The sequence below is a fragment of the Pseudooceanicola sediminis genome (assembly GCF_003575965.1).
Classification (GTDB): Bacteria; Pseudomonadota; Alphaproteobacteria; order Rhodobacterales; family Rhodobacteraceae; genus Pseudooceanicola; species Pseudooceanicola sediminis.
Window position 1 is genome coordinate 1 of sequence record NZ_QWJJ01000007.1, and the last position, 22,987, is coordinate 22,987.

21 protein-coding genes and 1 pseudogene are annotated in these 22,987 nt (G+C 65.0%); 10 read left to right on the forward strand and 12 right to left on the reverse strand.

The window, feature by feature from the left end; all coding sequences use genetic code 11:
* The 3 genes and pseudogenes from DL237_RS08975 to DL237_RS08985 all read left to right on the forward strand — a co-directional run.
* Positions 1 to 163 (forward strand): annotated as a pseudogene (locus DL237_RS08975) (aldehyde dehydrogenase (NADP(+))); the annotation flags it as partial.
* Positions 160 to 891 (forward strand): ribonuclease activity regulator RraA, encoded by a 732-nt coding sequence (locus DL237_RS08980; RefSeq protein WP_233544919.1) that lies wholly within the window; start codon positions 160 to 162, stop codon positions 889 to 891. The pseudogene DL237_RS08975 and the gene DL237_RS08980, both read left to right, overlap by 4 nt.
* 80 nt (positions 892 to 971) lie before the next feature.
* Entirely contained in the window at positions 972 to 1,913 is a 942-nt protein-coding gene (locus DL237_RS08985) for a 2-hydroxyacid dehydrogenase (protein WP_119398732.1), read from the forward strand.
* 16 nt (positions 1,914 to 1,929) lie between these two features.
* Here the strand turns inward: DL237_RS08985 and DL237_RS08990 are convergent, their stop codons facing one another.
* The 4 genes from DL237_RS08990 to DL237_RS09005 form a co-directional block, all read right to left on the reverse strand.
* Positions 1,930 to 2,304, reverse strand: a complete 375-nt coding sequence (locus tag DL237_RS08990) for a DUF983 domain-containing protein (RefSeq protein ID WP_119398733.1) — start codon at positions 2,302 to 2,304, stop codon at positions 1,930 to 1,932.
* A 455-nt stretch (positions 2,305 to 2,759) separates the two neighbouring features.
* A complete protein-coding gene (locus DL237_RS08995; RefSeq protein WP_119398734.1) occupies positions 2,760 to 4,241 on the reverse strand; it encodes an inorganic phosphate transporter in 1,482 nt (493 codons plus the stop codon).
* A gap of 165 nt (positions 4,242 to 4,406) precedes the next feature.
* Complete coding sequence (locus DL237_RS09000; protein ID WP_119398735.1) at positions 4,407 to 4,874, reverse strand: NUDIX hydrolase; 468 nt, start codon at positions 4,872 to 4,874, stop codon at positions 4,407 to 4,409.
* A 91-nt stretch (positions 4,875 to 4,965) separates the two neighbouring features.
* A complete protein-coding gene (locus DL237_RS09005) occupies positions 4,966 to 5,877 on the reverse strand; it encodes a LysR family transcriptional regulator (RefSeq protein ID WP_119398736.1) in 912 nt (303 codons plus the stop codon).
* Positions 5,878 to 6,041: 164 nt separating this feature from the next.
* On the opposite strand from DL237_RS09005, the gene DL237_RS09010 reads away from it, so the two are divergent.
* The 3 genes from DL237_RS09010 (at position 6,042) to DL237_RS09020 (ending at position 8,342) form a co-directional block, all read left to right on the forward strand.
* A complete protein-coding gene (locus tag DL237_RS09010; protein WP_119398737.1) occupies positions 6,042 to 6,455 on the forward strand; it encodes a DoxX family protein in 414 nt (137 codons plus the stop codon).
* Between the two features lie 84 nt (positions 6,456 to 6,539).
* Positions 6,540 to 7,499: a glutathione S-transferase family protein gene (locus DL237_RS09015; RefSeq protein ID WP_119398738.1), complete on the forward strand. Its 960-nt coding sequence runs from the start codon at positions 6,540 to 6,542 to the stop codon at positions 7,497 to 7,499.
* 285 nt (positions 7,500 to 7,784) lie between these two features.
* The gene (locus DL237_RS09020; protein ID WP_119398739.1) at positions 7,785 to 8,342 is read left to right on the forward strand and encodes a manganese efflux pump MntP; all 558 of its coding nucleotides are present in this window, start codon (positions 7,785 to 7,787) and stop codon (positions 8,340 to 8,342) included.
* 25 nt (positions 8,343 to 8,367) lie between these two features.
* Here DL237_RS09020 and DL237_RS09025 read toward each other — a convergent pair whose 3' ends face one another.
* The 7 genes from DL237_RS09025 to DL237_RS09055 all read right to left on the reverse strand — a co-directional run bounded on the left by DL237_RS09025 (position 8,368) and on the right by DL237_RS09055 (position 15,603).
* Positions 8,368 to 9,777: an FGGY-family carbohydrate kinase gene (locus DL237_RS09025; RefSeq protein ID WP_119398740.1), complete on the reverse strand. Its 1,410-nt coding sequence runs from the start codon at positions 9,775 to 9,777 to the stop codon at positions 8,368 to 8,370.
* A 13-nt stretch (positions 9,778 to 9,790) separates the two neighbouring features.
* On the reverse strand, positions 9,791 to 10,105 hold the full coding sequence (rhaM, locus tag DL237_RS09030) for an L-rhamnose mutarotase (protein ID WP_199672027.1): 315 nt from the start codon (positions 10,103 to 10,105) through the stop codon (positions 9,791 to 9,793).
* Positions 10,105 to 11,136 carry an ABC transporter permease gene (locus tag DL237_RS09035; RefSeq protein WP_119398742.1) on the reverse strand — a complete coding sequence of 344 codons (1,032 nt, stop codon included), beginning with the start codon at positions 11,134 to 11,136 and terminating at the stop codon, positions 10,105 to 10,107. The genes rhaM and DL237_RS09035 overlap by 1 nt, the downstream gene beginning before the upstream one ends.
* Complete coding sequence (locus DL237_RS09040) at positions 11,123 to 12,112, reverse strand: ABC transporter permease (RefSeq protein WP_119398743.1); 990 nt, start codon at positions 12,110 to 12,112, stop codon at positions 11,123 to 11,125. The genes DL237_RS09035 and DL237_RS09040 overlap by 14 nt, the downstream gene beginning before the upstream one ends.
* Positions 12,109 to 13,653, reverse strand: a complete 1,545-nt coding sequence (locus tag DL237_RS09045; protein WP_119398744.1) for a sugar ABC transporter ATP-binding protein — start codon at positions 13,651 to 13,653, stop codon at positions 12,109 to 12,111. The genes DL237_RS09040 and DL237_RS09045 overlap by 4 nt, the downstream gene beginning before the upstream one ends.
* A 95-nt stretch (positions 13,654 to 13,748) precedes the next feature.
* Entirely contained in the window at positions 13,749 to 14,738 is a 990-nt protein-coding gene (gene rhaS, locus DL237_RS09050; protein WP_119398745.1) for a rhamnose ABC transporter substrate-binding protein, read from the reverse strand.
* A 61-nt stretch (positions 14,739 to 14,799) separates the two neighbouring features.
* Complete coding sequence (locus DL237_RS09055; protein WP_119398746.1) at positions 14,800 to 15,603, reverse strand: DeoR/GlpR family DNA-binding transcription regulator; 804 nt, start codon at positions 15,601 to 15,603, stop codon at positions 14,800 to 14,802.
* Positions 15,604 to 15,799: 196 nt separating this feature from the next.
* Here DL237_RS09055 and DL237_RS09060 point away from each other — a divergent pair, with 196 nt between their 5' ends.
* Both DL237_RS09060 and rhaI read left to right on the forward strand, forming a co-directional pair.
* On the forward strand, positions 15,800 to 17,896 hold the full coding sequence (locus tag DL237_RS09060) for a bifunctional rhamnulose-1-phosphate aldolase/short-chain dehydrogenase (RefSeq protein WP_119398947.1): 2,097 nt from the start codon (positions 15,800 to 15,802) through the stop codon (positions 17,894 to 17,896).
* Between the two features lie 88 nt (positions 17,897 to 17,984).
* Positions 17,985 to 19,259, forward strand: coding sequence for an L-rhamnose catabolism isomerase (gene rhaI, locus DL237_RS09065; protein WP_119398747.1), 1,275 nt, complete (start codon positions 17,985 to 17,987; stop codon positions 19,257 to 19,259).
* Positions 19,260 to 19,489: 230 nt separating this feature from the next.
* On the opposite strand, the gene DL237_RS09070 is transcribed toward rhaI, so the two are convergent.
* Entirely contained in the window at positions 19,490 to 20,515 is a 1,026-nt protein-coding gene (locus tag DL237_RS09070) for an aldo/keto reductase (RefSeq protein ID WP_119398748.1), read from the reverse strand.
* Between the two features lie 419 nt (positions 20,516 to 20,934).
* Between DL237_RS09070 and DL237_RS09075 the strand changes: the two genes are divergently transcribed.
* The gene (locus tag DL237_RS09075; RefSeq protein ID WP_119398749.1) at positions 20,935 to 21,807 is read left to right on the forward strand and encodes a MurR/RpiR family transcriptional regulator; all 873 of its coding nucleotides are present in this window, start codon (positions 20,935 to 20,937) and stop codon (positions 21,805 to 21,807) included.
* Positions 21,808 to 21,996: 189 nt separating this feature from the next.
* Positions 21,997 to 22,950 (forward strand): galactofuranose ABC transporter, galactofuranose-binding protein YtfQ, encoded by a 954-nt coding sequence (gene ytfQ, locus DL237_RS09080; protein ID WP_119398750.1) that lies wholly within the window; start codon positions 21,997 to 21,999, stop codon positions 22,948 to 22,950.
* The last annotated feature ends 37 nt before the right edge of the window (positions 22,951 to 22,987 follow it).

Consider the following 22,987-nt stretch of genomic DNA (forward strand, 5'->3'; position numbering starts at 1 on the left):
GACCGGCGTCGAGGTCGCCGACGCCATGGTGCACGGCGGTCCCTACCCCGCCTCCACCAACTTTGGCGCCACCTCCGTCGGCACCCTGTCCATCCGCAGGTTCCTGCGCCCCGTCTGCTTTCAGAACATCCCGAAGGGCGTCCTGCCCGATGACATCGCATGAGCAAGGAGACCTATGAAATGAAAGAAGAAACCCGCGAAAAGTTGATGGGCGTCTCGGTCGCCACGCTCGCCACCGCCCTGTACAAGCGCGGTCTGCGCCACCAGGTGATCCAGGGCGTGCACCCGATCGGTTTCAAGGGCGCGAACATGGTCGGGCCGGCGTTTACCCTGCGCTATATGCCTGCGCGTGAAGACCGCAACCAATTGAGCGAATTCCGCAACCCGGAGCATCCGCAAAGGGTCGCGATCGAAACCTGCCCGCCAGGGCACGTGATGGTCATGGACAGCCGCAAGAGCGCTGAGGCGGCTTCGGCCGGGGATATCCTGATCACGCGGCTGATGATGCGTGGCGGGGCCGGTGTCGTGACGGACGGAGGCTTTCGCGATGCGGCCGTCATCGCGGATCTTCAAATACCTGCCTATCACCAGCGCCCCTCCAGCCCAACCAACCTGACGTGCAACGAAGCCATTGAAATCAATGGCCCAATCGGCTGTGGCGACGCGCCGGTCTTTCCCGGAGACATCATCGTGGGCGATGCGGACTGCGTGATCGTCATACCTGCGGGCATCGCGGACGAGATCGCGGATGAGGCGGTCGAGATGACGGTCTATGAGGATTTCGTGGTTGAAGAGGTCAAGAATGGGGCGGGGATCATCGGTCTCTACCCCGGAACCAAGGACGAGAACCTCGAGAAGTTCGCGCGCTGGCGCAAGGAGCAGGGCCGGTGATACGAACGGTCGGATAACAACCGGTCATCGCGCCCGCCGCGGTGGCCAACATCGTCTTCCCCCCTTGCTGGAGAGCCAACATGCCCCTGCCCGACCTCCTCGTCCTGTCCATGATCCGGCCCGATCAGATGCGCCAGCTGGAGGCGGCTTATACCGTGCATCGCCTTGATCTTGCGGAAGATCCTGTTGCGTTTCTGGCAGAGGTCGCGCCGAGAATCCGCGCGGCTGTCACGACAGGCGGGCGCGGCATCACGGCTGACGAGGTCGCGGCCCTGCCTGCCCTGGAAATCGTCGCGACGTCGAGCGTGGGAACGGACAAGATCGACCTGGGGGCCTGTGCGGCGCGGGGCATCCACGTCACCAACACGCCGGATGTGCTGACCGATGACGTCGCCGATATCGCGCTCGGGCTGATCCTGATGACCCGGCGGCGGCTGGTTGAGGGGCACGCCTATGTCGCGTCCGGGGCCTGGGCGCAGGAGGGGCCGTTCGCGCTGACGTCTGCGCTGAAGGGCAAGAAGGTCGGCATCCTGGGGCTGGGGCGGATCGGCCAGGCGATTGCCGCGCGGTGCCTGCCCTTCGGGATGCGCGTGGGCTATTGCGCCCGCAGTGAAAAGCCGGTGGATTTCGAATTTATGCCTTCTCCACAGGCACTTGCGGAATGGTCGGACATCTTTGTGATCGCCACGCCGGGGGGGGCACAGACCGAAGCCCTGGTGTCGAAAGAGGTGATCGAGGCGATCGGGCCGCGGGGCACCTTGATCAACATCGCGCGTGGCAGCGTGGTGGACGAGGCGGCGATGATCGCGGCGTTGCAGGACGGCAGGCTGGGGTCGGCCGGGCTGGATGTGTTCGCGCGCGAGCCGGAGGCCGACAAGGCATTGACCAGCCTGCATAATGTTGCCCTGTCACCGCACCACGCCAGCGGTACGGTCGAGACGCGCGATGCCATGGCGCAGCTGGTCGTCGACAACCTGGCGGCGCATTTCGCGGGGGCGCCGCTGTTGACTCCGGTCGGCTAAACCGCTGAAAACGTGTCTAGAATCCGTGCATTCGCTTGGCCCATTGCAGGCCGACCATCCCACCCTTGACGCGCGGCAGCATCAGTAGCGCCAGCACCAGGCAGACGGCGGACATGCTCAGGGCCAGCACCAGGGGGCGGTCAGCCATCAGGTGAAACAGGGATGTGAGCAGGAACACCCCGACGTGCCCGACGATCAGGATGGTGATATAGGCCGGGCCGTCATCGGTGCGCTGATGCGTCAGATCAAGCGCGCAATGCGGGCATGTGCTGCGTATCTTGAGGTATTTGCTGAACAATTCGCCCTCGCCACAGCGCGGGCAACGGCCACGGGCGCCGCGAAGCAGGGCGGGTTTCAGCGCGCGGTCGTCTATGTCAGTGGCCATGGTCATGAAATGCTCCGTCTATGTTGCCCATCATATAGGCGGTTTTGCAACCGGGTTGAATGGGCGTGAGCCCTTTGGCGCGGGATGCAATGTCGCAGGCCGCAGGCCCCCAAACGCGGCGGATGATCCGCCGTGGCCTTGCGTGTCGGACACGAGCGTCGGTAAGGCCGGGCTAAGCCATTGATATCGTGAAATAGCCACGTCGGTATCTGAACGGTATTGAAACGGTATCTGAACGGTGCCGGCGCGCAGTCGCGGGCGCATACAGATGAGACGAAATCGCGCCGCAGCTAGCCCCCCGGATGAGGCAAAGGATTCGTCCGCCGGGCTCGCCCCCCCCTGTCACAGGGCCCGCCGAGTTGCCCCGCAGAATGGACCGGCAAGCGCATCGGCGGCCCGGAGCAGCAGCCCCGACCAGTGGCGGCGCCCTCTTGAGCGTCCAGCAGGGCGGGCTGGCGGGATCAGCCCAGCAGGCCGCCGAGCAGCAGGAACATCAGCGCCGACATCAGGGCCGCGGCGGGCACGGTGATCACCCAGGCGGCAATGATGGTCATGAAGTGCGACCGGCGCACCAGCTTGCGGCGGCGGCGTTCCTCGGCCGCGTGACCTGGGGTTGCGGGACGGGCCTGGGCCGAGGTGCGCGCGCGCTTTTCCATGTACCATTCGCGGTAGAAGCCGACGCCGAACACCCCGCCGACCGCGATGTGAGTCGAGCTGACGGGCAATCCCAGCCACGACGCGACGATCACCGTCAGCGCCGCCGAGAGAGAGACGCAATAGGCCCGCATCGGGTTCAGCTTGGTGATCTGGTTGCCGACCATGCGGATCAGTTTCGGCCCGAACAGGACCAACCCGAAGGAGATGCCGAAAGCGCCGATGACCATGACCCACATCGGAATCATGACCTGCCCGGCGGCGGCACCGAAATGCTGGGCGTGGACGATGGCGGCCAGCGGCCCGACCGCGTTGGCAACGTCATTCGCGCCATGGGCAAACGACAGCAACGCCGCCGAGGCGACCAGCGGAAAGGCGAACAGCACCTTGAGCGACCGGTTGCGGTTTTCCAGGCCCCGCGACTGGCGGCGGATCAGCGGGATCGCGATGGCCCAGCTGGCCAGCCCGACGCCCGCACCGATCAGCAGCGCGTGCCCCATGGTGATGGCGAACAGATGCTTGAGCCCCTTGAGCGCCAGGTAGGTGGCGAAGGCGCCGGTCATCAGCCCGATAAGCACCGGCACCCATTTGCGGGCCGCTGCAATCTTGTCTTCGGTGTAGATGATGCGGGACTTGATGAAGGCGAGCATGGCGGCGGCGATGATGCCGCCCAGCAACGGCGAGATCACCCAGCTGGCGGCAATCGCGCCCATGGTGCCCCATTGCACGGCGCCAAAGCCCGCGGCGGCCACCCCTGCCCCCATGACGCCACCGACGACGGAGTGCGTGGTCGACACCGGCGCACCGATCCAGGTGGCCAGGTTGACCCATATCGCCGCCGACAGCAGCGCCGACATCATGGCCCAGACAAAGATGCGGGTATTGGCGACCGCCGCGGGGTCGATGATGCCCTTGGAGATGGTCGAGACGACGTCCCCCCCAGCCAGCAGCGCCCCCGCGCTTTCGAATATCGCGGCGATGGCGATGGCACCGAACATCGACAGGGCATTGGCCCCGACCGCCGGGCCCATGTTGTTGGCCACGTCGTTGGCGCCGATGTTCAGCGCCATGTAGGCCCCGAAAGCCGCCGCCGCGATGACGATCAGCGACCCCGGCTCCTGTCCGATGATCAGCGCCGCGGCCAGCGAGGCGAGCACGATGAACACGAGCGAGACCCCGACCCCGACCAGCGGGCGCGAGACGTAGTTGGTGGCGTATTCGACGCGCGAGAAACGGTTCAGATCGCGGTCGAGCGTCTGCCACTGATAATTGTTGGTCGGGTCTGGCAAGGTACTTTTTCCGTTTATGCTGTCGTGCGAAGGGCTTGGGTCGGGCCGGCAGACCTGCGGGGCGTTGCCTGCGGGCGTCTGCCTGCGGGGCTGGGCCTTGGAGTCTGTACCTGCGGTGAGGCGACACGCGCCCGGCGCAGTCCGGGCCACCTGCCCGGCACGTCGTCAGCCTGTTACTGTCACGGGCAGGTCGCGCAACAGCGCCTTCAGTCCGGGTTCATCGACGACATTGGCGGCGTCCTCGGGGGTCATCCATTCGCGGGTGCGTTCTGCCGCCTCGGGGAAATCGTCAAGCAGCTTGACCACCGGGATCGCGAAGACCTCGACGTCCGTTGTGACGGGTACGCCCCCCTTGAGGCGTTTGTCATAGCGGTAGGTGCCGATCATGCGGGGCGGTGTGCCGTCGGATTTGACGCCCGCTTCCTCCCACGCTTCCTCGAGCGCGGTGCCGCCGGCATCAAAGCCGCGCTTTGGCCAGCCCTTTGGCAGAATCCAGCGCCCGGTGTCGCGTGAGGTGATCACCAGCACCTGCACCTGCGCCCCCGCATTGCGATAACACAGAGCCGCCACCTGAAAGCGGCTGGGCCGCACAACCAGCGGCAGAATGACATTTTCCCAGAAAGTTCGCAGCATAAGCCCTCGCCCCGCTCGGTTTGGTCGGGTCAAGTACCATCATTACCCGCGTTTTTGCAATGTTTTGCGAAAGATCTGCCATAGGTTGTGTTCAGGGGGTCGATCCGGCGGGATCGAACAGGTCACGCTTGTGCGCCGCGAGGAAGTCGAGGAAGGCGCGCAGGCGGCGTGGCATGCTGCGCCCGGCAAGGTAGACGACGTGGATATCCAGGGGCGGCGCCTCGACATGGGGCAGCACGCGGACCAGTCGGCCATCGCGCAGGGCGGGGCCGATCACGTAGTCGGGCGACATGGCGATGCCTTCGCCGGCGAGTGCCAGTTCCAGCGCGGCGCGGGCGGAATTGACCATGTAGGGCCCGCGCACGACGATCTTGCGCAGCACGCCCTCCTCGGTCAGATCCCAGCCGCCGCGGCTGCGGATGTTGGTGTCGCGCAGGCAGGCGTGATGGCCGAGATCGTCAAGGCGCTGCGGCGTGCCGTGGCGCGCAAGGTAGCCGGGCGAAGCGACCAGCAGCAATCCCGTGGCCCCCAGCCGCCGCGCCAGCAGGGCACTGTCGGACAGCGCGCCGATGCGGATGGCGGCGTCCGTCCCTTCGGCAGCGAGGTCGCAATAGGCATCCGACAGGCGCAGGTCGATCACCAGGTCGGGGTGCAGCGCGCGAAAGCGGCGCAGCAGGTGCTGGACCTGGTGTTCACCAAAGATCACCGGGGCCGAGACGCGCAGCGTACCGCTCAGCCCGCGCCCCGGTTCGTTGATCGCCGAGGTCATCTCCTCGAACTCGTCCAGCCAGGCGGGGGCGCGGGCATAGAGGCTTTCGCCCGCCGCCGTCATGCCGAGCTTGCGCGTGGTGCGTTGCAGCAGCCGGGTGCCGAGGCGATCCTCGAGCGCGGCCATGTATTTCGACGCCAGCTTGCCGGAAATGCCCAGACGCGCCCCGGCCTGGGCGAAAGACCCGGTGTCGACCGCGGCGACAAAGACGCGGATGCCGTCGAGAAAATCCATGGCGGGCCTCATTCGGAACAAAATGGCGAAGGTCATTCCACACATACGCCGTATCAAGGAAAACGGAAATACGCGAAAAGGCGGTCATCGCGACGGGGCCGGAGGGCCTGCCGACGCACATCCCCCTTCAACCGGCGCGGCAGACGCGCCAAGGAGTGACTGACATGATCGATACCAAGACGGCCCCCTATGCGGCGCTGATACTGCGCGTTGTCACCGGCGTGCTTTTCCTGATCCACGGCCTGGTCAAGCTGTTCGTCTTTACCCCGGCCGGGACGGCCGGATATTTCCAGTCGATCGGCCTGCCCGGGTGGCTGGGCTATGCGACCATGCTGATCGAGATCATCGGCGGGCTGGCCCTGATCCTGGGCGTCGGCACGCGCCTCGTCGCGCTGGTGATGGTTCCCGTGATGCTGGGCGCGGCGCTGTTTGGCCACGCCGGCAACGGCTTTACCTTTTCCAACCCCGGTGGTGGCTGGGAATATCCGGTGATGTGGGCCTTTGTCATGGCCGCCATCGCGGCCCTGGGCGACGGCGCCTACGCCCTGAAACCGCTGGGCCGCAAGTCAGCCGACTGACGCCCGCGCCAAACGCCCGTCCCGTTCGATCCGGGCGGGCGTTTTCCCTTGCTGAGGCCCATCGGGCAGGACGGAGAGACCGAGATGCTGGTGAACGGACACTGGACAAGCGACTGGACGCCGGTACAGGCCAAGGATGCCGAGGGACGGTTTATTCGCCAGACCTCGTCCTTTCGCAACTGGATCACGCCGGACGGTTCCGCCGGACCGACGGGCGAAGCCGGGTTTCCCGCCGAGGCAGGGCGCTATCGCCTGTATGTCGCGCTGATCTGCCCATGGGCGTCGCGTACCCTGATCGCCCGCAAGCTGAAGAGGCTGGAGGAGGTGATTTCGGTCACGGTCGTCGCCCCGATGCTGAGCGATCAGGGGTGGTCCTTTGGCGGCTATCCCGGGGCCGACGATGACCCGCTGTTCGGCGCGCAGTACATGCACGAGATCTACACACGTGCCGACCCGGCCTTTACCGGGCGGGCGACGGTGCCGGTGCTGTGGGACGAAAAGCGTGACATGATGGTCAACAACGAAAGCGCCGACATCCTGCGGATGCTGAACACCGCCTTCGAGGCGATCGTGCCCGGCAAGGTCGACCTCTATCCGCAGGCGCTGCGCGGCGCCATCGACGCGCTGAACCCGGTGATCTATGACCGGCTGAACAACGGCGTCTACAAGGCGGGCTTTGCCAGTTCGCAACAGGCCTATGACGAGGCGGTCGAGGGCGTGTTCGAAACGCTGGACATGCTGGAGGACCGGATCGAAGGCGATTTCCTGTTCGGAGAAGCGGTGACGGAAACCGACATCCGCCTGTTCGTGACCCTGATCCGGTTCGATGCCGCCTATCACGGGCTGTTCAAGACCAACCGGGCCCGGATCGCGGATTACCCGAAATTGCAGGCGCTGATGGAAAACGTGCTGCACCTGCCCGGCGTTGCCGGGACCGTGAACATGGACCATATCACGCGCGGCTATTATTCGATCAAGGCCCTGAACCCGACCGGCATCACGCCGACTGGCCCGGCCAACGTGCTGAAACTGCTGGCGGTTTGACGCGCCGGGCGCCGCACGCCGCCTGCCCGCCGCGCGTCTTGTCCTGGACCGTGGCGCGCGGGGTGGAAAGGGCGGAGGCATGGGGGCGATGCAATGGCGAGCGGTTACATCACGAGCCCGCCACACCCTGCCAGTTGCGAATGCGTATCATTATATATGTCTTTGAATTGTTTGACACTTGTCCATCCGCACCCTATCTGATGCGAACAGGACAAACCGACCCACCTTTTTGACGCCGCCCGCAGGGTCGGCGTCTTTTGCATCTTCGCAGTCAGGATACGCCCCATGTCCCCGGTCAGCATCGGCATCCTTGCCCTCAGTCTGTCGATCGATGCGTTCATCGCCGCGCTTGGGCGCGGTGCGAAGCGGCAGGGCATCGGCCTGGGGCGGGCCGTGCGCACCGGGATGATCTTTGGCCTGGCCGAAGCCGTGACACCGTTGATCGGCTGGACGCTGGGCATGGCGGCGAGCCGCTATGTCGCGGCGGTCGATCACTGGATCGCCTTTGCCCTGCTGGGCGTGGTCGGGTGCCGCATGATCCTGTCGGCAGCACAGGGGCACGGCAGCGCCCTGCCCGAGCACACAAGCCCATGGGCCCTGCTGGCGACGGCCATCGGCACGTCTGTCGACGCGATGGCCGTGGGCGTGTCGCTGGCCTTTGCGCAGGTCCACATCCTGACGGTCGCCCTGGCGATCGGGGTGGCGACGACCTGCATGGCCACGGCGGGCCTGATGGCGGGTGGCGTTCTTGGCCTGCGCTTTGGCCGCATCGCCGAGGCGATCGGCGGCGGGGCGCTGATCATCATGGGCTGCGGTATCCTGATCAGCCACCTGGCGGCCTGACGCGCGGCGCCGCAAGGGCGGGGCGTCAGGTGTGCGAGAACAGCGCCGGTTTCCCGTTCGTTTCCGCGTGCAGCGACACCGCCGCCTGCCAGCGTTCGGCATAGGCGACAAGTGCGGCATGTTCGGTTGGGCGGGGGTGGACACGGGTGGCCGGCGGGCTGGCGACAGCGCCTGCCAGCAGCGCCGCCCCCGCAGCGGTGCCGGTGGCGGAGGAGACGACCTCGACCCCGCCGGGGCGCAGCGCGGCCAGCATGGCAAGGTAGTCGGGGTTGCGCGCGAACGGCCCCTCGACGATCACCGGGCCGCGCGCGCCGACAAGTCCAAGGCATGTGTCGGTCATCAGCGCCAGATACCACGACAGCGCCAGCCCCCGGACCGCGCCCCATGGTTCCTGCGCCCCCAGCCAGCGCATCGGCAGGCCGGGATAGGGGCCGCAGGACGCCTCGACCGAGGGCAGCAGCAGGGGGCCGGACAGGGCCGCGTTGCGATCCTGTGTCGTGGCGGGCGGCGCCTCGTCTGTGCGGATCAGTTCGTATTCGCGCCCACCCATGAAGCGGGCCGAGGGCACCGGCTGACCAAGGGCGTTGACGTTGACCAGCGTATCGCGGCCCGGATAGAGGGTCACGGCGTCGCCCCCCACCGCCATGACGACCACCCATGTCCCGGTCGAGACGACGGAAAACGCCCCCCGCCGCGCCGCGACATGGGGATAGAGCGAGGCGTTGGAATCGTGGATGCCGCAGGTCACCGGGGTCTGTTCCCGCAGGCCGGTCAGCGCGGCGACATCCGCGGAGACTGTCCCCAGGGTATCGCCCGAATGCAGCGCGGGCGCGATCTTGTCGCGGATGCCGAGGCGGTCGACAAGCGGAGAGAACGCGCCCGCCGCAGGAATCCAGAGGTCGGTGTGACAGCCCAGCGAGGTCACGTCGGTGGCAAAGGCCCCCGTCAGGCGGGCGCCCCAGTATTGCGGGTAGGTGACGATATGGGCCGTGCGCGCCAGCAGCCCGGGATCGCGCGAGAACAACCAGTGCAGCTGCGCGCCGACGTTCAGCCCGGCCGCCAGGCGGGGCGAGCCGGTTTGCGCGAAGCCGGGCCGGAGCGCATCGTAGGCGGCGGCCTGCTCCTCAGGGCCGGGGTGTTCATAATCCAGCATCGGCGTCGCAAGCCCGCCGTTTTCGTCCAGCAGCACGATCGAGGCCCCGTGGGTGGTGACCGAGATCGCATCGATGCCGTGGGCGGCGTGAAAGCGTGTGAGGTGATCGAGGAAGAACGCCCAGTGCCCGTCGAGATCGAAATGCGGATAGGGCGGGCCTGGCAGCACGGTATTGGGGCGGGTGACGACGGCGATTTCGGACAGCGTCTCGGCGTCGACCAGTGCCAGCTTGGCATTGGTCTTGCCCACGTCGATCACGGCGATATGGAGGGGAGAGGTCATGCGGGGCCGTCGCTCAGGCCATGTGAAAGAGCATGGGCAGATCGGTGGCGACCGGCGAATTGTCTGCGTTTGTCGCCATGATATCGGCCATGTAGACCCACCATTTCCGCATTACGGGGTGATCGGGCAGCGCGTCCATGCCGTGATCGTCGCGTCGCCACAGGACCGCGAACAGCGTATCCGTCTCGGCGTCGAAGTGGATCGAATAGTCCGAGACGCCCGCCTCCTTCAGCAGCGCAGACAGCTCGGGCCAGATGGCATCGTGGCGGCGTTGGTATTCGGCGCGGCATCCGGGGTTCAGGCGCATCTTGAAGGCGTGTTTCTGCATCACCGCCGTCCTTTCGCGATCAGGCGTGGCAGGGCGATGACGCCGATCAGCAGCGCGCCGGTGAAGATCGAGATGACGATGCCCGGCACGTTCAGCAACCCGAGGCCGAAGGTCAGCAGCCCCAGCACGAAGGCGGCGATGACAATGCCGGGGATGGAGCCCGACCCGCCCAGGATGCTGACCCCGCCGAGCACGACCATCGTGACGACCTCAAGCTCCATCCCCAGCCCGATCGAGGGGCGGGTCGAGCCGAGGCGCGAGGTCAGGCAGATCGCGGCGACGCCGCTCATCAGCCCGGTCAGCAGGAACAGGATCATCTTGACCCGGGGCACGCGGATACCGGAGAACAGCGCGGCGGTGGCGTTGTTGCCGACGGAAAACACCGCCCGCCCAAAGTTGGTCTTGTGCAGCAGCACCGTAAAGATCACGGCGAGGACGGCGAACAGGACGAATTCGAACGACACCACCCAAAAGACGTAGCCCTGGCCAAAGAAGGCAAAGCCATCGGGGTAGCCACGATAGGCGCCATCGCCCAGCACGATATAGGAAAGGCCGCGAAACAGGCTCATCGTGCCGATGGTGACGACGATGGAGGGCAGCCCGAGGCGGGTCACCAGCACACCGTTGAACGCGCCGCACAGCAGCCCGGTGCCAAGGCCGATACCGACCAGCACAGGCGTACCAAAGCCCGCCGTCGCCGCCGCCCCCATGGCGGTGGAGGCCAGCGCGATGATCGCCGCGACCGAGAGGTCAATTTCGCCCGAGATGATCAGCAGGGCCATGGCGAAGGCGATCATCGCCTTTTCGGTAAAGTTGAAGGTGGCGTCAGACAGGCTCCACGGGGACAGGAAATAGGGCGAGGCAAAGCAGTTGGCGACGAAGATGGCGATGCCGACCAGCAGCAACAGCGCCTCCCACGACTTCAGCACGCGCTGGCCGCGTGTGGTCAGCCGGTCGGGGATCTGGCGGGGGTCGCGCCGCTGGGTGGCGGGGGTCGCGCCTTGGGTCCGGGCGGTGTCAGACAGGCTCATGTGCATGCTCCGCTTTGCGCAGGATGATCCGGCCCTTGGCGCGGCCCGAACGGGCGTTCAGCGCCACAGCGATGATGATCGCCGAGCCGGAGATGGCAAGCTGCCAGAAGGGCGAGATATCGACGACCGGCAGGGCGTTCTTGATCACGCCGAGGAACAGCGCCCCCAGCACGATGCCGACGACAGACCCGGCGCCGCCGCTGATCGCCGCCCCGCCGATGACGCAGGCCGCCACGACATCAAGCTCAAACCCGCCGGCGATATCGACATAGGCCACGGCATAGCGCGCCACCCACAGGTAGCCCGCGAGACCTGCCAGCGTGCCCGAGATGACGAAGGCCAGGAACTGGGTGCGGCCCACGTCGATGCCGGTATAGACCGCCGCGTGGGGGTTGCCGCCGACCGCAAAGAACGACCGGCCCAGCGACGTGCGCGTCACCATCAGGTAGACCAGCGCAATGACCAGCACGGCACACCACGACAGCATTGGAATACCCAGCATCTCATAGCGCGGGAAGGCGGTGAAACGCGCGCTCATCTCATGCGCGTTGACCCATTGGCCGTCGGAGATCAGGAAGATGATGCCGCGAAAGATCACCATCGTGCCGAGGGTGACGACGATCGGGGGGATGTCGAGTTTCCACACGAAAAACCCGTTCACCGCGCCGAGTGTCGCCCCAAGGGCCAGCGCAAGGGCCAGCGTGACGACGATGGGCAGGTCCGGCGCGACGGTGTTCAGCAGCGCGCAGACCATGCCCGTCAGGGCGAGGTTGGCCGCCACCGACAGGTCGATGCAGCGCGTCAGGATGACGATGAACTGGCCAAGCGCCAAGATGATCAGCGCCGAGGTGTCGTTGAACACCGCGGCAAGATTGGATGGCGCGACGAAGCCGGGAAACCGGGTCGCGACCAGCGCCAGCAGCACCAGCAGCGCGAAGGCCAGCAGCACCTCTCGGGTCAGACGAAGGGGGATCATGCGGCGTCCTCCTGTCCGATGCCCGCTGCGTGGCGGACAAGGGTTTGCGGGGTCATCTCGTCACCCGAAACCTCGGCCACGATGCGGCCTTCGCGCATCACGATGACACGGTCGGACATGCCGAGGATTTCAGGCAGTTCCGAACTGACCATGATGATGGCCAGGCCTTCGGCGGCAAGTTCGGCCATGAAGTCGTGCACCGCCGCCTTGGACCCGATGTCGATGCCCTTGGTCGGTTCGTCCAGAATGATGACGCGGGGCTTGGTGGCCAGCCACTTGGCGATGACGACCTTTTGCTGGTTGCCGCCCGAGAGCGCGCCGACCGGCGTGTCGAGCGAGGCCGCGCGCAGGTCCAGCCGCTGGGTGTATTCGCGCGCCAGATCGAATTCCTCGGCCAGTTGCAAAAAGCCGTTGCGCGAGGTTTGCGCGAGGGACGGCAGTGTGACGTTCTGAAAGATCGGCAGGGCGGTGATCGCCCCCTGCTTGCCGCGATCCTCGGGGACGTAGACGATGCCTTCGCGGATCGCCTCGGCGGGCGAGCGGATGATGCGCACGTGACCCTCGATCTTGACCGCGCCCTTGGATGGACGCGTGATGCCGATGAGGGATTGCATGAATTCGGACCGGCCCGCGCCGACAAGGCCGTAGAACCCGAGGATCTCGCCCCGGCGGAGGGTGAAATTGATGTCCTCGAACTCGGTCGGATGGGCGTAACCCGCGACGGTCAGGATCTCTTCGCCCAGGGTGGGGGTGCGCTGCGGGAACACCTGATCGACGGAGCGGCCGACCATCATCTGCACAAGGTCGCTCTCGCTCACCTCATCAATACGGCCCTCGGCGACGAACTGGCCGTCGCGGAACACTGTGTAGCGGTCGGCAATGCGAAAGATCTCGTCAAACTTGTGGCTGATGAAGAGGATCGCCTTGCCCTGCGCCTTGAGCTTTTCCACCAGCTCGTACAGCTCGTGGATTTCCTTGTGCGACAGGGCGGCGGTGGGTTCGTCCATCACCACGACGCGGGCGTCGATCGAGAGCGCGCGGGAAATCGCCACGAGGTGCTTGGAGGCGATGCCGAGTTCGGCCAGTTTCACGCCGGGGTCGATGTCGGCGCCGATGGAGGTGAGGATGGCCTGAGCCGCGCGCCGCATCGCGCGCCAGTCGAGCAGGCCGAGGCGGGTGCGGGGGGCGTGGCCCAGGAAGATGTTCTCGGCCACCGTCAGTTCGTCAAACAGCACGGTTTCCTGATGGATCGCGGTGACGCCCGCAGCGGCGGCGTGCTGGGCGGTGGGAAAGGTGATTGCAGTGCCGTTCAGCAGGATTTCCCCGCCGTCGGGTTGATAGATGCCCGTCAGGATCTTGACGATGGTGGATTTGCCCGCGCCGTTTTCACCGACCAGCGCGGTGACCTGACCGGGATAGAGCGACAGATGCACCCCATCCAGCGCCTTGACGCCGGGAAAGACCTTTTCGATGCCGTTCAGGGCAAGGATCGGTTGGCCGACGGGCGGCGTGTCACCGGCAGAGGTGGTATCGTAGGGCATGGCGGATTTCCTGACGAGAGAGGGGTGGACCGGGCGCGACGCCCCCGGTCCGGTGGTGCCGCAGGGCGCTTTGGGTCGCCCTGCGGAAAGCCCCCTCAGAAAATGCTCTTGAACTCTTCGATGTTGGACTTGTCGTAGACGAAGGGGTCCGCCATCGCGCCTTCGAGGTTGTCATCCAGCGTCAGCGCGCCCATGCGGCCCATCGGAATTTCCGCGCCCGCTGTCGCCTCGGCGTCGCCCTTGGCGAGGTGATAGGCGATCATCGCGGCGGAATAGCCGAGGTCGATGGGGTTCCAGATGGCGAAGCTTTCCGACGCCCCGCTTTCGACCGCACCGGCCATTTCGGACGGCAGACCAAGGCCGGTCACATTGACCTGACCGATCTTGCCGGCATCCGCCACGGCCTGCGCGGCGGCCACGATACCGACCGAGGTCGGCGCGATGATCGCCTTGAGGTCGGGATAGGTTTGCAGCAGGCCCGTCGCCTCGCGGTAGGATTTATCCGCCAGATCGTCGCCATAGACCGTGGTGACCAGATTGATCCCGGGATAGTCCGGCATGACCTTTTTCATTTCGTCGATCCAGATGTTCTGGTTGGTCGAGGTGGTGGTTGCAGACAGCACGGCCACATCACCGCCATCGGGCATGTTGTCCGCCGCCAGCTTGATGATCATGTTGCCGATCAACGGGTTGGACGACGGGTTGAGGTGGACCGACCGGCCTTCGGGCGCCACGCCCGAGTCCCAGGAAATCACGGTGATGCCGCGCTGCATGGCCTTTTTCAGGGTCGGCACCAGCGCGTCGGTGTCATTGGCCGACACGGCAATGGCGTCGACGTTCTGCGCGATCAGGGCGTTGATCACCTCGATCTGGCCCTCGGCGGTGGTTTCGGTCGGGCCGGTGTAGATGATCTTGACATCACCGAGTTCACTGGCGGCTTCCTCGGCGCCTTTTGCGGCGGCCTCGAAAAAGCCGATGCCGAGTGCCTTGACGACCAGCGCGATGCGCATTTCGTCCGCGGCGGCGGCAGATGCCGTAAGGCCGATCGCGGTGGCCGCTGTGATCAGCAGTTTGGACAGTTTCATGATTGTCTCCTCCCTAAAGAACAATTCCCGAAATTTTGCGCCTCATCGCAGACGTTTGCGCCTACCCTCCCGAGGCCTCCTGTATCGTGGTGCTCGGGGTCGCCACGATCAGTTGTACACCTGCCGCCTCAAGCATCGAGGCGGCGCGGTCCGAGATGCCGTCATCGGTGATCAGTCGCTGGATACGATCCAGCGGGCAAAGCACCAGAGACGAGCGATTTTCGAATTTCGTGCTGTCGGCCAGAACGATCAGTTCGTCCGCCTGCCCGATCAGCTTGTGTTCCGCCTGGATCAGCAGCGGGTCGGCCTCCATCAACCCCAGCGGGCCGATGCCCTGCGCCCCCATGAACATGCGGCGGGCGTAGAAATTGCGCGTCACGTCATTTTCAAAGGGTGACAGGATGATGTTCTGTTCGCGATACACCACGCCGCCCGACAACAGGATGGTATTGCGCGAATTCTTCAGCAGGTGTTCCGCGATGGGAAACGAGTTGGTGAAGATCTGCAACCGGCGCGAGGCCAAGGGATGCACCATCTGAAAGGTCGTCGTGCCGCCGTTGATGATGATCGGCTCTCCATCCTCGCACAGCTCGACCGCCGCGCGCGCGATTGCGCGTTTCTGCGCGATCCTGACGGTTTCGTTCAGCGTGAAGGGCCGACCGGCGAGACCGGGAAACTGGGTCGGGTGCAGGGCCTCTGCCCCGCCACGCACGCGCCGCAGCTTCTTGGACACATGCAGCGCCGCGATGTCGCGCCGGATCGTCGCCTCTGACGCACCCGTCAGCGCGCAAAGCTCTGGCACCGTCACGACCGGGCGGTCCTGAACGGCGGAGAGTATGATCCTGTGGCGTTCTTTCTCGTGCATCTTTGTCCTCGCTCTGTCGTCAGCCTGTCGTAGAAGCTCAATCATTGTCAATCATAAATGATCGTAACTTTTCATTCTGCATTGCAGCATGATTGCTGGTGATCGTTTATGATTGACAATGCGACGCACCCCTGACAGCTTTCGCCTGAAAACATCGTTCTCGCAGGAACGCCCCGGAGGAACCAGCATGACCATCATGACACCCGCGACCACGCGCCTTTTGTCCAAGTGGGACGAGGACACGGCAAGCCAGATGAGCGAATCGGAAAAGCTGCTGTACAGGTCCAATCTGCTGGGGTCGGACAAGCGGATCACCAACTACGGCGGCGGCAATACCAGCGCGAAGGTGATGGAAAAGGACCCCCTGACTGGAGAGGCGGTCGAGGTGCTGTGGGTCAAGGGATCGGGCGGCGATGTCGGGTCGATCAAGATGGACGGGTTCGCGACACTCTACATGGACAAGCTGAATGCGCTGAAGGGGCTGTATCGCGGCGTTGCCTTCGAAGACGAAATGGTCGGCTATCTGCCGCATTGCACCTGGGCGCTGAACCCGCGTGCGGCCAGCATCGACACGCCCCTGCATGCCTATGTGCCAAAGAAGCACGTCGACCACATGCACCCCGACGCGATCATCGCAATCGCCGCATCGAAGAATTCGCGTGAGCTGACGCAGCAGATCTTTGGCGACAGCATCGGGTGGCTGCCATGGAAGAAACCGGGGTATGAGCTGGGGCTGTGGCTGGAGAAATTCTGCCTTGAGAACCCCGACGCCAAGGGGGTCGTGCTGGAGAGCCACGGGTTGTTCACCTGGGATGACGACGCCAAGGCCTGCTATGAACTGACGCTGGAGATCATCAACACCGCCATCGCTTATTTCGAGAAAGAGACCAGCGGCAAGCCCGCCTTTGGCGGCGCGATCCATGACAGTCTGGCGGCGGTGGAGCGTCGTGCAGTTGCCGCGCGGCTGATGCCGGCGATCCGTGGCATGGTGTCCGGCGCACAGCACATGGTTGGCAATTTCGAGGATAGCGATGCGGTGCTGGAGTTCGTGAATTCCAAGGACATGCAGGCACTTGCGGCGCTTGGCACTTCTTGCCCCGATCACTTTCTGCGCACCAAGATCCGGCCATTGGTCGTGGCCTTCGACCCAGCCAAGGGCAATGTCGACGAGGTTCTGTCGGGCTTGCCCGATCAGGTCGCGGCCTACCGAGAAGACTATGCGGCCTATTACGCGCGCTGCAAGCATGACGACAGCCCGGCCATGCGTGACCCCAACGCCGTGGTCTACCTGGTGCCCGGCGTCGGCATGATCACCTTTGCCAAGGACAAGGCGACCGCGCGCATCTCGGGCGAGTTTTATGTCAATGCGATCAACGTGATGCGCGGATCGTCGGCGGTGTCGGAATACTGCGGCCTGCCCGAGCAGGAGGCCTTTGACATCGAATACTGGCTGCTGGAGGAGGCGAAGCTGCAACGGATGCCCGCCCCGAAAAGCCTGGCGGGCCGGGTGGCGCTGGTCACCGGCGGCGCGGGGGGCATCGGGGCGGCCACGGCCGAGCGGTACCTGTCGGAGGGCGCCTGCGTGATGCTGGCCGATATCGACAAGGGCGCGCTGGCCTCGGTGAAGGACAGGCTGGCGGGTCGATACTCAAAGGACGTCGTGCGCACGGTGGCGATGAACGTCACGGACGAGGCCGCCGTCGCGGCGGCTTACAGCGAGATCGCGGTCGAATTCGGCGGCGTCGACATCCTGGTGTCGAACGCGGGAATCGCCTCTTCCGCGCCCATCGAGGAGACCTCGCTTGAGCTGTGGAACAAGAACATGTCGATCCTGTCGACCGGGTATTTCCTTGTGTCGCGTGAGGCGTTCAAACTGATGCGCGCGCAGGCGATCGGCGGCGCAGTCGTGTTCGTGGCGTCGAAGAACGGCCTTGCCGCCAGCCCCAATGCGGCGGCCTATTGCACTGCAAAGGCAAGCGAAATTCACCTTGCCCGCTGTCTGGCGCTGGAGGGGGCCGAGGCCGGTATTCGTGTCAACGTGGTCAACCCGGACGCGGTTCTGCGCGGCTCGAAGATCTGGGAGGGCGAATGGCTGGACCAGCGCGCCAGCACCTACAAGACCGACAAGGACGGGCTGGAAGAGATGTATCGCAACCGCTCGATGCTGAAACGCTCGGTCCTGCCGGAGGATATTGCGGAGGCCGCGTATTTCCTCGCTTCGGACAAGTCGGCGAAATCGACGGGCAACATCATCAACGTCGATGCGGGCAACAAGGAAGCCTTCACGCGCTGAGGTGGCCGCCGCCGGGGCAGAGGCCGGGGCGGGGTGATCCCCACCTTGTGGCGCTTTGTCCTTTGAGGGAATTGGGGAGGAATTATCCATGATCGACAAGGGTTTGGTCGCGGCCGAGAACACAAGCCGCGAAGCCGCGTTGCGGGCCGACTATGACGCACTGGGTGCGCATCTGGACCGGCGCGGCATTGACATCGGGGCGCTGAAGGAGCGTGCCAAGGGGTTCGGCGTGGCCGTGCCATCCTGGGGGACGGGCACAGGGGGAACGCGGTTCGCGCGGTTCCCGGGCGAAGGCGAACCCCGCGATATCTTTGACAAACTTGACGATTGCGGCGTGATCCATGCCCTGACGCAGGCGACGCCGCGGGTATCGCTGCACATTCCCTGGGACAAGGCCGAGCCTGCCGACATGCTGGCCAAGGCCGAGGCCGTCGGTGTCGGCTTTGACGCGATGAATTCCAATACATTTCAAGACCATGCGGATCATCCGCTGAGCTATAAATACGGGTCTCTGTCGCATATGGAGGCGGCGGTGCGGGCGCAGGCGATAGAGCATAACCTGGAAACCATCGAGATTGGCGCGAAGCTTGGGTCGAGCGCGCTGACGGTGTGGATCGGGGATGGTACGAACTTTCCCGGGCAGTCGAACATGGGGCGACAATTCGAACGCTACCTTTCCTCCATGAAGGAAATTTACAAAGGTTTGCCAGAGGGTTGGCGCATCTTTTCCGAACACAAGATCTATGAGCCCGCGTTCTATTCGACCGTTGTTCAGGACTGGGGCACCAGCCTGATGACCGCGCAAGAGCTGGGCGAAAAGGCGAAATGCCTGGTCGATCTGGGGCATCACGCGCCGAACGTGAACATCGAGATGATCGTGTCGCGCCTGATCCATGCGGGCAAGTTGGGCGGGTTCCACTTCAACGACAGCAAGTATGGCGATGACGATCTGGACAGCGGCACCATTGATCCCTACCGCCTGTTCCTGGTCTGGAACGAGCTGGTGGATGCCGAAGGGACGCCGGGGCTGGACCTGGCGCATATGATCGACCAGAGCCACAATGTGACCGATCCCATTGAAAGCCTTATGATTTCTGCCTGCGAGATCCAGCGCGCCTATGTCCAGGCCAGCCTTGTCGACCGAGGCGCGCTGGCGGGGTTCCAGCAGGACAACGATGCGCTGATGGCCAGTGCGACACTGCGCGCGGCCTTCCGCACGGATGTCGAGCCGATCCTGGCCATGGCGCGGCTGGAGGCCGGTGGCGCAATCGACCCGGTGCAGACCTATCGCGCCAGTGGCTATCGCGCGGCGGTCGCCCAGGTGCGACCCAAATCGACCGGGGGCGGTGGCGGGATCGTTTGACGCGCCTCGGAGTGATGATGTCGGTATTTCGCGGCGATTGCGGACTAACCCTTTGATTTCGCGAAATTCGCACGTCGGTATTTGAACGGTATCGGAACGGTAACTGAACGGTGTTGCGCGCGCCCCCGGGCGCGCGGGTGGCCCGGGCCATTGGCGGGCGATTGGCGGGATTTGCGCGGCGTTCTTTCGGGACTTTCTTTCGGGGAGGGCCTGCGCTGTGGGCGCGTTCCTCAACCCGGCAACGCCGCGTCCAGGTCGGACCACACCGCCGGGGGGAGGTCCTGCGAAAACCATGCGACGTTCTGCGTGATCTCCTGCGGGGTGGTCGCGCCGATCACCACGCTGGTGACGGCCGGGTGGCGCAGCGGAAACTGGATCGCCGCCGCGCCAAGCGCGACGCCGTGATCCGCGCAGACACCGCGCAGCGCATTGGTCCGCTCGACAATGGCCTGCGGGGCCTGGGTGTAGTTGAACATCTGCGGCGCATCGGCATCCGCCGCCAGCAGACCGGAGTTGAAGACGCCCCCCAGCACCAGCGCCACGCCACGGCGCGCGGCCAGCGGCAGGAAATCAGCCTCGGCATCGCGGTCGAGCAGGGAATAGCGCCCGGCCAGCAGGCAGCAATCCAGGTCCGTCTCCTCAAGCGCGTCGCGCATCACCTGCCATTCGTTCGCGCCGATGCCAAACCCGCTGATATCACCCGCCGCCCTGAGCTGTTGCAGCGCGCGAAAGCCGCCGCCGCGCGTCAGCGCCTGCCAGTGCCGATCCTGATAGGGGCCGTGGGTCGCCGCGCCGATATCGTGGACGTAAAGCAGGTCGATCCGGTCGACCCCGAGGCGCTGGAGGCTGTCGTCATAGCTGCGCAGGATACCGTCATAGGAATAATCGTAGGTATCGCGAAAGGGCAGGCTGTTGTGCCAGGTCGGGCCGGGCCGCTGGCGTTCCTGCGCCGGGGGCAGGTCCTGTCCGGCGCGGGCGCGCTGCATCAACCGCCCGACCTTGGACGACAGGATATAACGCTCGGTCTGGTCACGCAGGACGTGACCGACCAGGTGTTCCGCCCTGCCCCGCCCGTACATCGGTGCGGTATCGAAATAGCGCAGGCCCAGCGACCACGCGGTGGTCAGCATCTCGACCGCCTGGGCCTGCGGGACATCGCCATACAGCCCGCCCAGCGGCGCCGACCCCATGCCAAGGGCCGTCACCGACAGGCCGGTGGTGCCAAGCGGGCGGAGGGTATGTGCGGAAAGGGTCATGTCGGATCTCCCGTCGGGGCTGAGGCCGTGTGGCTGCGGATCGGGGCGATCACGTGGCTGTTCTGGCGCGACATTAGCGCCAGCCCACGACGGGCGACACCGCGTTTTTGCGGCCACCGCGCGGCGCGGGTCGGAATGGGCGATCCGGGCATCTGGGTCGGGCATGGCCGCGCCGATGGGGGCCGTCCGGGAGCGGAAAGCGGGTGGTAGAGTTGGGAGAAGAATCGCGGGGCCATCGCCTGTGGCGGGGGGCCTATCGAAATGAAGAGGTCACATAGGGTGGGAGCCCCCCCGCGGCGCCGGATAACGGCGCGATTCACGCCTCTGAAACGCCTGTTTTAGTATATTTCCAGAGAATCTGACGCTATTGAGTGTCAGACCAGCTTGTACTGAGTGGCACAGGATCGCATAGTATCATCATGAAACCTGAGTTTCCGACACCTGCCCCCTTGCCGTTTCTGTCGCGCGTGCGCGAGGCGCTGCCCGGATTGCACCAGGCAGAGCGCAGGCTGGCCCTGTTCATGCTGGATTTCTCGGGGGACCTCGCGTCGTACGGCGCGCAGGAACTGGCGCGGCTGAGCGGCGTTTCCAAGGCGACGGTGTCGCGCTTTGTCCGTCGGATCGGGTTCGAGACCTACGAAGAGGCCCGTCGGGCGGCGCGCAGCGAACGACAGGCCGCAACAGGCGCCGTTTCCGGCGAAGAGTGCAATAGCTTTCCCCGCGCGGCGCCATTCGAACAACTGGCGGCGCTGAACCTGCGCGAAGACTGGGGCCATATCGCCTGGACGTTTGAACGGATCGACCCCGCCGCGCTGGACGGGCTGGCGGCGGCAATCCTGCGGGCGCGGCGGGTCTGGCTGATCGGGCAGCAGATCGGCCATGGCTATGCCAGCCTGCTCTACTGGCAGCTGAACGAGGTGGCGCCCGAAATACGCGTGATCCCACAGGCCGGAGAACCGCTGGGCGCGCACCTGATGCTGATGCACCCCGATGACCTTGTCATCTGCCTGGCCCTGCCGCGGCGCAGATCCGGCATCGAGGCGGCCCTGGAAGAGGTTCTGATGATCGGCGCGTCCTGTGCCGTGATTTCGGATGAAAGCATGGCCGACGATCCGCGATTCGCCTGGCACTTCCGCTGTCGGATCGACAACGCGCCGCTGCCGGAAAACCCCGCCGCCGTCGGGGCCGTCTGTCATCAGATCGTCACCAGGACGACCCGCCTGGCGGCGCAGAACCGGATTGAGCGGACGCAGCGGATCGACGAGATCAACGCGCGCATCGGCGACATCTGAGCGCGCCTTATCCCCCTTCATACTGCTGATTTTAGACTTAAAAAACCCCCGGACGGGTATAGCCATATACTTGACGAGTCATTTATTGTTGCGCCGGACGGGGCGGCGCGATCACAAATCTGTTTACAAAAATCATAAAGTAATACTTAATCAGAGTCGTGAACATAACGTGTTCTTAGGGAGGACATCATGAACATCAAGACGACGCTCCTGGCGGGCGCCGTGGCCTTTGCCCCCGTGGCAGGGTTCGCGGCGGATCTGACCATCGGATTTTCGCAGATCGGATCGGAATCGGGCTGGCGTGCCGCTGAAACCACGGTCACCAAGCAGCAGGCCGAAGAGCGCGGCATCGACCTGAAATTCGCCGATGCGCAGCAAAAGCAGGAAAACCAGATCAAGGCGATCCGGTCGTTCATCGCGCAGGGCGTTGACGGCATCCTGATCGCGCCGGTCGTCGCCACCGGCTGGGACGAGGTCCTGGAGGAGGCCAAGGACGCCGATATCCCCGTGGTGCTGATGGACCGCACGGTCGACGCGCCGGACGACCTGTACCTGACCGCCGTCACCTCGGACCTGGTGCATGAAGGCAATGTCGCGGGTCAGTGGCTGGTCGACGAAGTTGCCGGGGCCGATTGCCGGGTGGTCGAGTTGCAGGGCACGACGGGATCGTCCCCCGCCATCGACCGCAAGACCGGGTTCGAGCAGGCGCTGGAGGGGCACGACAACCTTGAGATCGTGCGCAGCCAGACAGGCGATTTCACCCGCAGTCAGGGCAAGGTTGTGATGGAGAGCTTTCTGAAGGCCGAAGGCGGCGAGAATATCTGCGCCCTCTATGCCCACAACGACGACATGGCCGTCGGCGCCATTCAGGCCATCAAGGAAGCGGGTCTGAAACCGGGCGAGGACATCAAGATCGTGTCGATCGACGCGGTGCCCGATGCGCACCTGGCGATTGCCAACGGCGAGATGAACGCGACGATCGAGCTGACGCCGAACATGGCCGGCCCGGCGCTGGACGCGATGGAAGCCTATCTGGCCGACGGCACCATGCCGCCGAAATGGATCCAGACGGAAAGCAAGCTGTATACCGCAGAAGACGACAACAAGGCGGTCTACGAGATGAAGAAAGATCTGGGCTACTGATCCTTTCTGCATGGGCCGGGGCGCGTTGCCCTGGCCG